The 13,407-nt window shown below is 45.8% G+C and carries 14 protein-coding genes; 12 read left to right on the top strand and 2 right to left on the bottom strand.

Annotation, left to right across the window (positions count from 1 at the left end; genetic code table 11):
- Nucleotides 1–71 precede the first annotated feature (71 nt).
- The 4 genes from cbiM to ACFOEK_RS20510 are packed head-to-tail and all read left to right on the top strand — an operon-like array spanning nucleotide 72 to nucleotide 2,867.
- On the top strand, nucleotides 72–674 hold the full coding sequence (cbiM, locus tag ACFOEK_RS20525; protein ID WP_386723361.1) for a cobalt transporter CbiM: 603 nt from the start codon (nucleotides 72–74) through the stop codon (nucleotides 672–674).
- Between the two features lie 35 nt (nucleotides 675–709).
- A complete protein-coding gene (locus ACFOEK_RS20520) occupies nucleotides 710–1,336 on the top strand; it encodes a hypothetical protein (RefSeq protein ID WP_386723360.1) in 627 nt (208 codons plus the stop codon).
- Entirely contained in the window at nucleotides 1,333–2,106 is a 774-nt protein-coding gene (gene cbiQ, locus ACFOEK_RS20515) for a cobalt ECF transporter T component CbiQ (RefSeq protein WP_386723359.1), read from the top strand. The genes ACFOEK_RS20520 and cbiQ overlap by 4 nt, the downstream gene beginning before the upstream one ends.
- Nucleotides 2,103–2,867, top strand: coding sequence for an energy-coupling factor ABC transporter ATP-binding protein (locus tag ACFOEK_RS20510; protein ID WP_386723358.1), 765 nt, complete (start codon nucleotides 2,103–2,105; stop codon nucleotides 2,865–2,867). Before cbiQ ends, ACFOEK_RS20510 begins: the two co-directional genes overlap by 4 nt.
- A gap of 90 nt (nucleotides 2,868–2,957) precedes the next feature.
- Here ACFOEK_RS20510 and ACFOEK_RS20505 read toward each other — a convergent pair whose 3' ends face one another.
- Nucleotides 2,958–3,569 carry a ChrR family anti-sigma-E factor gene (locus ACFOEK_RS20505; protein ID WP_386723357.1) on the bottom strand — a complete coding sequence of 204 codons (612 nt, stop codon included), beginning with the start codon at nucleotides 3,567–3,569 and terminating at the stop codon, nucleotides 2,958–2,960.
- A complete protein-coding gene (locus ACFOEK_RS20500; RefSeq protein WP_386723356.1) occupies nucleotides 3,569–4,165 on the bottom strand; it encodes a sigma-70 family RNA polymerase sigma factor in 597 nt (198 codons plus the stop codon). Before ACFOEK_RS20500 ends, ACFOEK_RS20505 begins: the two co-directional genes overlap by 1 nt.
- 174 nt (nucleotides 4,166–4,339) lie before the next feature.
- Between ACFOEK_RS20500 and ACFOEK_RS20495 the strand changes: the two genes are divergently transcribed.
- The 8 genes from ACFOEK_RS20495 (at nucleotide 4,340) to ACFOEK_RS20460 (ending at nucleotide 13,318) form a co-directional block, all read left to right on the top strand.
- Nucleotides 4,340–5,506 carry an NAD(P)/FAD-dependent oxidoreductase gene (locus tag ACFOEK_RS20495; protein WP_386723355.1) on the top strand — a complete coding sequence of 389 codons (1,167 nt, stop codon included), beginning with the start codon at nucleotides 4,340–4,342 and terminating at the stop codon, nucleotides 5,504–5,506.
- On the top strand, nucleotides 5,503–6,984 hold the full coding sequence (gene phrB / locus ACFOEK_RS20490) for a deoxyribodipyrimidine photo-lyase (RefSeq protein ID WP_386723354.1): 1,482 nt from the start codon (nucleotides 5,503–5,505) through the stop codon (nucleotides 6,982–6,984). The genes ACFOEK_RS20495 and phrB overlap by 4 nt, the downstream gene beginning before the upstream one ends.
- Nucleotides 6,981–8,000, top strand: coding sequence for an acyl-CoA desaturase (locus ACFOEK_RS20485; protein ID WP_386723353.1), 1,020 nt, complete (start codon nucleotides 6,981–6,983; stop codon nucleotides 7,998–8,000). Before phrB ends, ACFOEK_RS20485 begins: the two co-directional genes overlap by 4 nt.
- Nucleotides 8,000–8,452: a nuclear transport factor 2 family protein gene (locus ACFOEK_RS20480; RefSeq protein WP_386723352.1), complete on the top strand. Its 453-nt coding sequence runs from the start codon at nucleotides 8,000–8,002 to the stop codon at nucleotides 8,450–8,452. The genes ACFOEK_RS20485 and ACFOEK_RS20480 overlap by 1 nt, the downstream gene beginning before the upstream one ends.
- Nucleotides 8,453–8,504: 52 nt before the next feature.
- The gene (locus ACFOEK_RS20475; RefSeq protein ID WP_386723351.1) at nucleotides 8,505–9,815 is read left to right on the top strand and encodes an NAD(P)/FAD-dependent oxidoreductase; all 1,311 of its coding nucleotides are present in this window, start codon (nucleotides 8,505–8,507) and stop codon (nucleotides 9,813–9,815) included.
- Nucleotides 9,812–10,702: a DUF1365 domain-containing protein gene (locus ACFOEK_RS20470; protein WP_386723350.1), complete on the top strand. Its 891-nt coding sequence runs from the start codon at nucleotides 9,812–9,814 to the stop codon at nucleotides 10,700–10,702. Before ACFOEK_RS20475 ends, ACFOEK_RS20470 begins: the two co-directional genes overlap by 4 nt.
- 24 nt (nucleotides 10,703–10,726) lie before the next feature.
- Nucleotides 10,727–12,070, top strand: a complete 1,344-nt coding sequence (locus tag ACFOEK_RS20465; protein ID WP_386723349.1) for a class I SAM-dependent methyltransferase — start codon at nucleotides 10,727–10,729, stop codon at nucleotides 12,068–12,070.
- A 111-nt stretch (nucleotides 12,071–12,181) separates the two neighbouring features.
- Nucleotides 12,182–13,318, top strand: a complete 1,137-nt coding sequence (locus ACFOEK_RS20460) for a PQQ-dependent sugar dehydrogenase (RefSeq protein ID WP_386723348.1) — start codon at nucleotides 12,182–12,184, stop codon at nucleotides 13,316–13,318.
- The last annotated feature ends 89 nt before the right edge of the window (nucleotides 13,319–13,407 follow it).

The raw sequence follows: 13,407 nt of genomic DNA, 5'->3' as shown, positions 1-13,407 counted from the left end.
AGGTGCTCTTTAGGCAAACGAACTCTAATCTAAGGACATAGTGAGCCGAAGATTGATTAAGGATTTATAGTTTGGCTCATATACCTGATGGCATTTTGTCTATGCCTGTATTGGCGAGTGGGGCGGTTGCATCAGCCTCCTTACTTGCCATCGCTATCAAGAAATTGGATAGCGATAAAATTCCTCCGGCGGCGGTTTTGGCGGCTGCGTTTTTTGTGTCTTCTTTAGTCAGTGTTCCTGCTGGCCCCAGTAGTGTGCATTTAATACTTAACGGCGTAATGGGCATCTTGCTTGGCTGGACGGCCTTGCCTGCGATCTTAGTCGCCTTGTTAATGCAGTCTATTTTCTTTGGTCACGGTGGTTTACTCACTTTAGGGGTTAACACCTTCAATATTGCCTTTCCTGCGCTGATCGTAGGTGGGGTGTTTCGTCCGCTGATTTTAAAAGCTACGCCCAAACAGGTTGGTTTGTTAGGGAGTTGTGCGGGGGGATTATCTGTTTTGATGACTGCGATCTTGATTTATTCAAGCCTGATCCTGACTGGTCAGGAGTATCAGGTCTCAGGTAAGATCATAGCGGTTACATACCTGCCACTAATGCTGGTGGAAGCACTGATCTCTGGTGTTATTTTGTCATTTCTCATGAAAGTCTCGCCGAACTTAATTAAGCCCTGACATTGTGAAGGGTAGAGACATTAGGATAGGAATCCATGCTGTCGAGCGTTACACATTCATTTGCATTCTGTTTTACCTTGTTGTTCTCTGTATTTTTTTCGTCGATGAGTTTTGCTCACGCATTAAAGGTGTTTGCTTATCTTGAAGGCGACTTGATTAAAGGCTCGGTTTACTTTGTTGGTGGTGCTCCGGCCAAAGGTGCAGAGGTTCGTTTGGACACTCCGGACGGGCAACGCCTTCAAACCCTTGTAGCGGATCAAGAGGGGGAGTTCACCAGTGCGCCAGTCACTGCGCCCTTGATTCATGTAGTGGCTGATTCTCATGATGGTCATGTAGGTCAGTGGATTGTTAAAAATACCCGAGCTGAGATACCCGCTGAGTCATCAATAAAGAACCCTAATGCGCAACAGGGTAATGCTAGTCTAGTTAATGTGACCACTTCTGGAATCACATCTGATGAACTAGAAGCCGTGGTTGAACGTGCGGTCGCAGCGCAAGTCGCTCCGTTACGTGAGGAGCTGCATCGATATCAAAACAGTGCTCGATTGAGTGACATTCTTGGCGGTGTGGGTGTGATCTTTGGTTTGGCCGGAGCTGCGCTGTGGTATTCATCCAGAAAATCATCTAAGCACGTTAGTAACGAAAAGACCGCTGGCGAATGAGTGATTTGACGTCGCTGGCAAATGCTTCTAAAGCCCCCTGGTTGGACGCGTTAGACGCCCGAGGCCGTTTGATTGCCTGCTTGTTGTTTGCTTTGAGTGTTATTTGTATCCACCAAGTATCTCTTCTGATGTGGGCTTGTGGATTCTCTCTGTGTTTACTGTTTGCTTCACAACTGCCTGCGAAACAACTTCTTAAGCGATTATTGCCCTTCGAAGGTTTTATTCTGATTCTTACGGTGTTCATGCCGTTTAGCGTCTCAGGTGGAGAGGCAACCAAGGTGTTGGGGTTGCTGTATGCGTCGGAGGTTGGCATCGAACGAGCCCAACAAGTGTTTCTGCGTGCCAATGCTATCTTGATGTGTTCACTGGTGTTATTGGCAACCTTGTTGCCCGAAACGCTGGGGCATGCCATGGCGCGTTTGGGTATCCCTCATAAGTTGGTGCATTTGTTTTTGATGACCGTTCGCTATGTGTCTGTTTTAGGGCAAGAATATCAACGATTACGAACCGCTATGCGTGCCAGAGCGTTTACGCCAGGCAGTAATGTCCATACTTGGCGAAGTTATGGTTGGTTGATTGGCATGTTATTGGTTCGCAGTTTGGAACGTTCAGAACGGGTATTACAGGCTATGAAGTGCCGTGGCTATCAAGGACGCTTTGTGGTGATGGATGAAAAACGCTGGGCGCTAATGGACACGATATTCTTATCGTTTGTAGTTTCAGTGTGCGTGCTCTTGTTGATCGCAAATTATGGAGAAAAGATGCTATGAATCAGACATTGATTGAGTTGGATCGAGTTAGTTTCAATCGAGGTACAACTACCATTTTTTCTGATGTTTCCATGACGTTGAAAAAAGGCGATCGATTGGCGCTGTTAGGCAGTAATGGCACAGGAAAAACGACGCTCTTACAGCTCCTGGTGGGGTTGAATAAACCTACATCTGGGAATCTGGTGGCGTTTGATCAAGAGCGAACGATAGAGAAAGATTTCTTTTCTGTACGCCAAAAGGTTGGATTGTTATTTCAGGATTCCGATGACCAATTGTTTTGCCCAACCGTTATTGAAGACGTCGCTTTTGGACCGATCAACTTAGGTAAGTCGGAAGCCGAAGCGCGGGACATTGCGCTGGCAACGTTGGCGCATTTAGGGTTGTCGGATTTGGCCGATGCCATTACTCACCGATTGTCTGGTGGCCAGAAACGTTTGGTGGCGTTAGCGACGGTATTGGCTATGTCACCAGATGTTTTACTGTTGGATGAGCCGACCAATGCGTTGGATGATGTCTCTAGAGAGCGTTTGCTAACGCTGCTTGAGTCGTTGGATTTAACCATGATCATTGTGTCTCACGATCAATCGGTGATTGAGCGTTTGGCCAATCGGGCGATGATTATGAAAGACGGCACTTTGGTTGAGGCGGTGATGCATCGTCATCCGCATCAGCACAGCCACTCACATCTGCATATTCATGCGAAAAGTGATCTTGATCAGCATGATCCTTCCACTCATACCGATCATCACTTGGCGGATTAATCTTCCCTGACCGGAAATCTTTCAGTAAAAGACATTCGACCATCTAAAGGTTTTTAGCTATCTCAGGTAATTCATTATCTCAGAAATTCATTATCTCAAGAATGGATTAAGCATACGCCCAAAAAAGCCGGTCATTTTTAACGGCGCATCCATCACGGCAAAGCAAATACAGTCCTTATCTTTATGAGCATGTGGGGTATGGATTGTTTCTGTATCCGCCAAAATGAAGTCCCCAGCGTGGTAACTGCCAAGTTGATCCGAGAAGCTACCATCCAATACCAAGGTGAATTCGTTCCCTTTATGTGTGTGTTCCGGCAGTTCTTTCCCGGCTGCAATTTTATAGAACTTGGCGGTGAAGTGATCATCAGAGAAGGGTAAGGTGACTTCCTGAATACTGGATGTGAACCCTTTCCACTGCAATGCGTTGAGGTCGTTCTCTACAAATCGCCATAATGGTCTAGGAACACGAGGGTCTAGATTCTCCTGGATGTGTGGGGCAATGTTGTCATCGGTCGAATCAATGCGTTGTAATAACTGCTGACGCATGTCTTCGGATACAGGGGTAGGCTCAGTGGATTCGAGGATTTCGCCGCCTAGCTGATCATACATCAGAGCCTTAGAACGACAGATCTGACACCGTTCGATATGACACGCCACTAGAATCCCCAGGGCGTTGGTAAGTTGCCCTGCGGAAAAAGTCATTAAAAGTTCGTCACTAGGATGATAATTAGCCATGTAATTTGCTCTTGTGCTAAAGCGTCTAATTTCTTCATTGCCAGTCGAAGCCTGGATTTAATGGTTCCCAGCGGAAGATCCAGTTCGTTGGAAATCTCGGAATGGGTCTTTCCTTCGAAATAAACCATATAGACAATTTGTCGTTGCTCTTCTGGCAAAGAGGTAAGAAGGGTACGAACGATGTGGCCATTCAGATCTCTTTCAACATCTATATCCAGATCAACGGTGCCTTGTTCTGGATATAGATCGTCTGAAACTATCTGCACGTTTTTGCTTTTCCTAGCCATATCAATGCGTTTGTTACGCACTATGGTGTACAGCCAGGTGACTGCGGATGCGGCCTTGGGATTAAATTGTTCCGCCTTTCGCCAAACCGTTAGTAGACTTTCCTGGACGATTTCTTCTGCTTCCGAACTGTCAGCACCGCAACGCATGGCGTAAGCCTTAAGTCGTGATGACACATTCTCAAAGAGTTCCATAAAGGCTTGCTTGTCTTGATGCTGCGCAATGCGAAGCACTAATTCATCAAGAGTTGCTGAATCCTTAGGATTAGACGTAGTCACTAGATGCCCTTGTATCGAGGAGTTAAGGCTTTTTAATCTAGTGATTATCGTTTCCTGAGTAAAGTCGAGGGGCTGAAAATACAAAATATTTTTAAATGAGTGATCCAAAGGTCAGGGCACTGCGTAATTCTCAAAGTACATTTCAATAAGCCTAGATGAGTCGGAGAGAATTCTATGCATCAAGCGGAAGTCGTTGTCATTGGCGCTGGTATGGCAGGTCTGTCATTGGCTCGGGACTTAATGAAGTCCGGGATTGATGTCTTATGCATCGATAAATCACGAGGAACTGGTGGCCGATTGGCTTCGAAACGAGTGATGAATGAAGCATTTGGAGTGTTGGCGTTTGATTTAGGTGCGTCCAGTTTTCAAGCGACGAATCATTCATTCAAAAACTTTCTGGTTGAAGCCGGTGATAAGGTGCATCGTTTGTCAAATGGCGAGTATGTAGCGGCTTCCAGAAGCTCTGCGCTTACCCGTGAATTGGCAACAGGTATTCGTTTGGAGTGCGGACAACGAATTACGCGTATAGAGTATCTTGAGGATCAGGCGGAATATCCCTGGAAAACCTTTATTCAGAACAACGGTGAAGAATGTTTATTTTCTCAAAGTACATACTTGGTGTTAGCTACGCCTCCTGAGCAGGCGTATGCATTGGTGCCGCAAGATCATCCTTATAAGTCTGCCTTTGACTATGTAGAGACATTACCGCAGTGGGTATCGGTTTTTTATGTGGCAGACGATACCTTTAACACACTTGGTTTAGACCAGGTTCATGCCGTAAATACACCGGAATCATCCGTTATTAAACGTGTTTCTTTAGAGTCGGTAAAGGCAGATCGAACGCCGCCTGAACATGGTCAAGGTGTGTTAGTTAAGGTTGAAGCGCAACCGATGTGGAGCAAAGCACGTACAGACTATGATAAAGAAGACATTGCTCAAGCACTCTGGCGTGCCCTGTGGGAGATAAAACCAGTGCTGAAGAATGAGGTTGGATTAGACATCCTGGATCAACCTTTGTACTGCTACACTCATCGTTGGTTGTATTCTCTACCTCAACAGAACGTTTTAAGCCGAGCGGGGCAAGTGAAAGGGTTAAATCATTTAGGACCTCAAGAGAATTTGTGTTTGTGCGGTGACTATTTAGGGATGGGTCGAGGCTTACACGGTGTCGAAGCCGCGTACTTGAGTGGTACTTCTTTGGCGATGGCATTGATCCAAACGCGACAAGGTCTTTCCCAGAAGAGTGATGTGTCTAAGAATCAAGGGGCAAACAATCAAGGGATGGGAAATAAAGGGATGGGAAATAAAGGGATGGGAAATAAAGGGATGGGCAACCAATGAACGCAGTCTGGTTTAAGCGCGATTTAAGAGTCTACGATAATCCGGCGTTGCATCATGCGATGACGGCTTCCTTAAATGGTGAGCCTACCATTGGTGTTTTTTGCTTGTCTGAGTGGGAATGGGATAAACATCAGGTTTCTCCAGCGCAGCGGTCGCTGATTGTGAAACATCTCAGAACGCTTGCTGCGTCACTGAATCACCTTAATGTGCCTTTCGTTGTATTAAAAACCTCGACGTTCGAAAACACAGCTAACTCGTTAGAAGAGTTAGTGATATCCAACGGGATTACGCATGTGTATTTCAACCGTCAGTACGAGGTAAATGAGAGTACTTTAGAGACTCAGATCCAAAACAAACTCATTGCTCAAGGTGTGCAATGCTCTGGCTTTGATGATCAGTGTGTTGTTGCGCCTGGGCAAATCACTAATAAGCAGGGTGAGTGCTTTAAGGTTTATACCGCGTTTAAGCGTTCTTATTTCGAACGCTTTTATGATCTGGCCAGACCAATTGCGTCTCTACCACAGAGTCAAACCTTGCCTAATCTTCAAACCGATCTAAAGGCACTTGATGCCATCGAAGCGGGCTTACCTGAACACTCGAATCGAGACGCCTCATGGCCGATTGGTGAAGAAGCGGTTCACCAGATGTTAAACGACTTTGTTGATGACAAAGCGCGTCATTATCAAGAGAACCGTGATTACCCCAATTTGGCGGCAACCAGTGGTTTATCGCCGTATTTAGCTATTGGCGTGCTGACCACACGACAGTGTGTTCAGGTGGCCTTGAATGCCAATAATGGTCAATTGGACGCTGGTAATCCAGGGCTGGAGAGCTGGATAAATGAACTGATATGGCGTGATTTTTATCGTCATCTGATGTTCTTTTATCCTAAGTTATCGAAACATAAAGCCTTCAAAGACGAGACGGATCAGCTGCCTTGGCAGCACGATGAACGGGCTTTCAAACAATGGTGTGATGGTCAAACAGGGTTTCCTATTGTGGATGCGGCTATGCGCCAGTTGAACCAAACGGGCTGGATGCATAATCGTTTACGAATGATAGTCGCAATGTTCCTCACTAAAGATTTGTTCATCGATTGGCGTTGGGGTGAGGCTTATTTCATGTCCAAGCTGGTGGATGGCGATCTCGCATCAAATAACGGCGGCTGGCAGTGGAGTGCGTCCACAGGCGTTGATGCGGCACCGTATTTTCGGATTTTTAATCCAACCCGACAGTCAGAACGATTTGATCCGGATGGGGATTTCATCCGTCAGTACGTGCCTGAGTTGGCGTCGTTAAACGCAAAATCCATTCATAACCCGAGCTCGCAACAACGTCATAACCTGGGGTATGCCTATCCTATGGTGGACCATAAAACGGCGACCCAACGAACCAAAGCTTGGTTCAAAGGGGAATCAGTCCATGAGCAAGAACTGATGCCAATGATGCCCTCTAAATCTTATGAATTGCCGTTATGAACACTCGACTAAGCAAGGGGGTCGTGGTGACGAATAAGGCCGTTACGCGGTTTTGGGTCAATGTTCTTCAATGGTTTGATTCAGAGGCGGATTTGCATTCACAGGATGTCGAAACTGAAGCGTCCAGAAACGTAAATTGGTTACGATGCTTGCCATTTGTGTTGATTCATCTGGCCTGTTTGAGTGTGTTTCTGGTGGGGTACAGTCCGATCGCGGTTGGTGTGTGTTTGGCAATGTTCTGGCTGAGGATGTTTGCCATTACCGCTTTCTATCATCGTTATTTCGCACACAAGGCCTTTAAAACCAGCAGACGTTGGCAGTTCGTATTTGCCGTTCTGGGGAATTCTGCGGCACAACGAGGGCCGTTGTGGTGGGCCTCTCATCATAGGAAGCATCATAAGTCCTCGGATCGAGAGGACGACATTCACTCGCCGGTGGCCCATGGGTTTTGGTGGAGCCATCTTGGATGGTTCACCAGTGATGCAGGCTTTAAAACGGATTACTCGGTTATTAAGGATTTTGCAAAGTACCCGGAGCTTAAATTCATTAACCGTTATGACTCTTTGGTGCCAGTCTTATTTGCTTTATCGATGTTTGGCTTGGGTGAGTTACTTCTTTGGGTGTATCCAGAATCAGGTACGAGCGGCTGGCAAATGCTGGTTTGGGGATTCTTCATATCAACGGTTCTACTCTTTCACGGAACCTTCACCATTAATTCTTTGGGGCACGTGTGGGGGTCTCGTCGTTTCAAAACACCGGATCAAAGTCGCAATAACGCCTTGTTGGCTTTAGTTACTCTGGGCGAGGGCTGGCATAACAATCATCATCGGTTTGCCGTGTCTGCTCGGCAAGGGTTCTATTGGTGGGAAGTTGATATTTCCTATGGGCTTCTGAAGTGCCTGGCGTGGCTTGGTATTGTCTATGATCTGAATCCGGTTCCCGAGCGTATCTTGAAAGAAGGAAGAGCAAATCAAGCAGGCGCGCAGATTGAACATCCGATACCGAGGGCAGAGTAATGGAACAAACTGAAGCAGAAACCATGGCTGGAAAGGTTGTCGAACGCTTTAAAGATCTATTTCATCACCTAAATGCGGATAATGCTCAGGGGCCGTTGATTGATCAGGTCTATCAAGGTGACATGGTGTTTGAAGACAGTTTTCACCGAATTGAAGGATTATCTGCGTTTAAAGACTATTGTGAGTCTGTTTACGAAAATCTTGATTACTGCTGCTTCGATTTTCACCAAGCCTGGATCAATCAAGAAGACGCCATGCTGATCTGGTCGATGCGTTACGTGCATCCGCGTCTGAACCGAGGTAAAGAGATTACCATCGAAGGTTCAAGCCATATTCGTTTTGATCATAAGGTGTATTACCACAGAGATTATTTTGATGGTGGGAAATTATTGTACGAGCACATTCCGGTGTTGGGCTCAGTAATCCAGCAGCTTAAAAAACGAATGGTTTAGGCATTCACTAATGGAATTCACCGCAAGAGTTTACGCATAGGGTATTAACAAGATGAATATGGCTGCCTTTTCTAATATGACTCCATCTGCTGAAACACTTCCGCCGGGTCAACGGGTTGCGATCATAGGTTCTGGTATTGCGGGACTGACCGCAGGTTACCTATTAAGTCGTTCTCATCACGTCAGCATGTTTGAAGCAAATGATTATTTAGGCGGCCATACTCACACCAAGCATGTCACGCTTAAAGGGAAGTCTTATCCGGTAAACACGGGCTTTATCGTGTTTAATGATTGGACCTATCCTAACTTTATTAAGCTTATGGACGAGCTCGGGGTGAAGAGTGAAGCGTCTGACATGAGCTTTAGTGTCCGTTGTGAAAACACGGGGTTGGAGTACAACGGCACTTCGTTGAACAGCCTGTTTGCTCAGCGAATCAATATGGTTAGGCCTTCGTTTTTGAGAATGGTCTACGATATTTTGAAATTCAATAAACAAACCGTTATGGCTTTAGATTGCGATGGTATTTCAGAACATCAGACTCTGGGTGAGTTTCTGCAAGCGCATCGCTACTCGAACGCATTTCGGCATCATTACATCATTCCTATGGGGGCGGCGATTTGGTCTGCGTCTGAAGAAGTGATGATGGATTTCCCGTTAAAGTTCTTCCTTCGATTTTTTAATAATCATGGGATGCTCAGTGTTGATGAACGCCCGCAATGGCGAGTGCTGACGGGTGGTTCTGCCAGTTATATTGAGCCGATAACGCAGCCATTTAAAGACAATATTCATCTCAATACACCGATTGCCAGAGTCCATCGTTATGAGGATAAAGTAGTTCTGCAAACACAGTCGGGTCAGAGTCATGAGTTTGATCAAGTGATCTTTGCTTGCCACAGTGATCAGGCGTTAGCGCTGTTGGCGGAACCGACACCCGATGAGCATCGAATTTTATCGGCTATCCCTTATCAGATGAACGATGTGGTCTTACATACGGACACGCGTTTATTACCAAAACGTAAGCTGGCCTGGGCCAGTTGGAATTATCATATTCCACAACGTTGCAGTGACCGTGCATTAGTTACCTACAACATGAATATTTTGCAGAATTTTCATGATGCGCCGGAAACCTTTTTAGTCACTCTTAACCGTTCAACAGAGATTGATCCAAGTAAAATAATCGCGTCTTACCAGTACAGCCACCCGGTTTTTACTTTAGATGGCATTGCGGCACAGCAAGATCATCATCGAATTAATGCAAAACACCGAACTCATTATTGTGGTGCCTATTGGTTTAATGGTTTCCATGAAGATGGCGTTAATAGCGGTTTAAGAGTTGCCGAGCGTTTCGGGGTGACACTGTGAACGACATTGCAAAAGACAGTGTAAATGAATCGTTGCAGAGTCGGCTCTACACTGGGTGGGTTCGTCATCGGCGGTTTGTTCCCGTATCGCATGAGTTTCGCTATCCGATTTTTATGTTTTATTTGGATTTGGATGAGTTACCGTCGCTCTTTTCTTCTAAATGGTACACATCATTAGAACGCTTTAACCTAGTCAGTTTCCGCAGGAGAGATTACTTTCAACCTGAAACTGAATGTTTGAAACAGGCGGTCATTGAGGCAGCGGAAGGTTCACTGAAACAGCAACATATAACAGACGTATCTATTCGTTCTGTTCGTATGTTGACGCACCTAAGGTTGTTTAATTTCTTATTTAATCCTGTCACGTTTTACTACTGCTTTGATGAGCATGAGAATTTGGTCTGCATATTGTCAGAGATAACGAATACACCATGGGATGAACGCCATCACTATGTGCTGCCTGTTAATCCTCAAGGTAAAAACCGGGCTTACCCAGATTACAGCTATCAGCCCAAGGGGCGATGCAATCATCTCTTTGAGTTTGAAAAAGCGTTTCATGTCTCGCCATTCAATCCTATGAATATGGATTATCGCTGGATGTTCAGCCATCCGGATCAAGTACTTCACGTACACATGGAAAATCGTTTGTCAGTGTCAGATACATTGAATGCGGCAAATCAGGACATGACCGAAAAACATTTTGATGCGACGTTGAGACTCGAACAAAGATCCATTGAACGTGAATTGTCGAAGCAGCTGATCCGCCAGCCATTAATGACCGTAAAAGTGGTAACGGGCATTTATTGGCAAGCATTTAAGCTTTGGTGTAAACGTGCGCCTTTTTATGATCATCCCAAGCTAAGCCAAACCAATCATTCACAGCAATAGCACAAGACCTCTCGGGAGAAGAACATGGCACCATCTAAGTTTCAGTCGTCGAAAGAGTACAAATACGCCGGGGCTGTGGCGGAGTTAAAGTTATCGGATGAGGCGAAGCCGAAGGGCATGTTGTCGGGGTGGGTTATTCAGATCGCTCGTCGCTTGGTATTAGCGCAATTGAGTCAGATTCATACCGGAACGATTCTAATTCGTGAGTTAACTGGTGATTTGACTGGTGATTTGTCTGGTAAAAATGACGAGGAATATCGGTTTGGTCAGGCTGATTCGGAGCTTTCTGCGGAATTAGTGATTCACGATGCCAGTTGTTATCGAGATATTCTTACCGGAGGCAGTATTGGCGCCGCCGAAGCTTATATGACGGGTGATTGGTCGACGCCAGATTTAACGATGTTGGTTCGGGTGTTGGTTCGAAACATTGATGTGGTCGACAACATGGAAGGAGGGATCGCTAAGTTAAGCGCGCCTTTGCTCAAGTGGTTCCATTCCTTGAATCAGAATACCGAGAAAGGTTCACGCCGTAATATTGCGGCGCACTATGATTTGGGGAATGACTTTTTTCAGCTGTTTCTCGATCCGACCATGATGTATTCCGCAGGTATCTTTCCTACTGACGATGCCACGATGGAAGAAGCGTCTCTGAATAAGCTTCAAGTCATTTGTGAAAAGCTAAAACTTTGTGAAGATGATCATTTACTTGAAGTAGGTACGGGGTGGGGAAGTTTGGCAATCTACGCTGCCAAGCATTATGGTTGTAAAGTAACGACCACCACCATTTCTGAAGAACAGTACAAGTTTGCGCAAACGCAGATTTCGGCGGAAGGGCTGACGGATCGAATCACCTTACTCAAATCGGACTATCGTTATCTTGAAGGGCAGTTCGATAAGCTGGTTTCTGTCGAAATGATTGAAGCCGTCGGCTGGAAGTATTATCCAACCTTTTTTAAGAAGTGCTCATCATTATTGAAAGCTGACGGCATGATGCTTCTTCAAGCCATTACCATCGTAGACCAACGGTATGAAAACGCTCGTAAACAGGTAGATTTCATACAACGCTATATTTTCCCCGGCAGTTGTATTCCTTCCATTCACGCATTAAATACCGCAGCAATGAATCACTCTGATTTAAGAATGGTTTATATGGCGGACTTTGCTGAACATTACGCTCGAACTCTGAACGCTTGGCAACATGGGTTTATGTCTCGCTTAGAAGAGGTTCGTGGATTGGGCTACAGCGAAGAGTTTATCCGGATGTGGCAATTCTATTTGAGTTACTGCGAAGGTGGCTTTTCTGAGCGACAAATCGGTGTTGCTCACGTGATGTATGCCAAACCGGAGAATAAGCAAACGTCACACTAAATTAGTCGAAAGTGCACTACACTGATCAGATCAACTCTTCACTGACAAGCGGACATGGATCATGGTAAGTGTATGCGGCCTCTTTTTGATCGGACTCTTAGTAGTTTGAATGTGCGCGCAAGTCTCTTTCTCAAGCTTATTCAAGCGTTGAGTTTGTGCCTATTATCGGTAAACGCCTATTCGTTTCAGTTGAAGGTAATCGCTGATTCGCTGGACTATCCGTGGGGCTTTGCCTTTCTTGATGAGCATTCTGTTCTTGTGACGGAAAAGTCCGGCCATTTAAAGCAGCTTCACTTGTCTTCAGGAACATCGCAGATTATTGCTAACTCCCCGAAAGTGGTTTATGACGGACAAGGAGGGTTGTTGGATGTCATTTTGCATCCAAATTTTGATGACACATCTTGGGTGTATTTGAGCTATTCCAAAAAAGTGGCGAATGGTTATACCACAGCAGTGGCCAGAGGCCGGTTGCAAGGAACGACATTGCAGGAGTTAGAGGATGTGCTGGTCACACAGGCTGTGAACCATAACACACACCATTACGGCTCTCGTTTAGCGTTTGATGAACAAGGCTTTCTGTATGTCAGTGTCGGTGATCGAGGCAATCGGGATCGAGCTCAAGATCTTTCAACGCACATGGGCAAGATTCTGCGAATTCATGAGGACGGTCGAATTCCCGATGATAATCCGTTTGTAGATCAAGCCTATGCGCTGCCGGAAATTTACAGTTATGGTCACCGTAATCCCCAAGGCATGGTCTATGACGTTCAAAATAAAGCACTTTGGATTCATGAGCATGGACCGAGAGGCGGCGATGAGCTGAATCTCATTCAAGCGGGAGCCAATTATGGTTGGCCTGTAATTACTTATGGTCGGGAATACAGCGGGTTCAAGATCACAGATGAAACGCACAGAGAAGGAATGCTGCAACCTGTGTGGCATTGGACACCTTCCATCGCCCCGTCTGGTTTAACGATTTATCGTGGAGAGGTCTATCCCCAATTTAACGGGCACTTTTTTATTGGTGCGTTGAAGTATCGTTTATTGGCACAGTTGGAAGTAACTAACTTGTCTGAACTGACTCGAATGGTTCGAGAGCAGGGTATTTCGCCAGTGACAGCACTGAAGGAATATCGTCATTTATCAAATTATGGTGAGCGTATACGGGATGTGGAAGTGAGCTCGGACGGTTTTCTGTATTTGTTGACCGATAAGAGCGGTGGTTCGATCGTTAAGTTACTGCCGTGATGGCCGCGGTTCGCTTTTCAGCAGAACAAAAAAAAGGCCACCCTTTCTGGGTGACCCAAGGAAGTCACTATGGCACGTACTCCCTTTGA

The organism is Litoribrevibacter euphylliae (assembly GCF_042646085.1).
GTDB classification, from domain to species: domain Bacteria; phylum Pseudomonadota; class Gammaproteobacteria; order Pseudomonadales; family Litoribrevibacteraceae; genus Litoribrevibacter; species Litoribrevibacter euphylliae.
The sequence above is the reverse complement of the archived record's forward strand: the minus strand, read 5'-3'. Positions and strand labels throughout refer to the sequence as shown.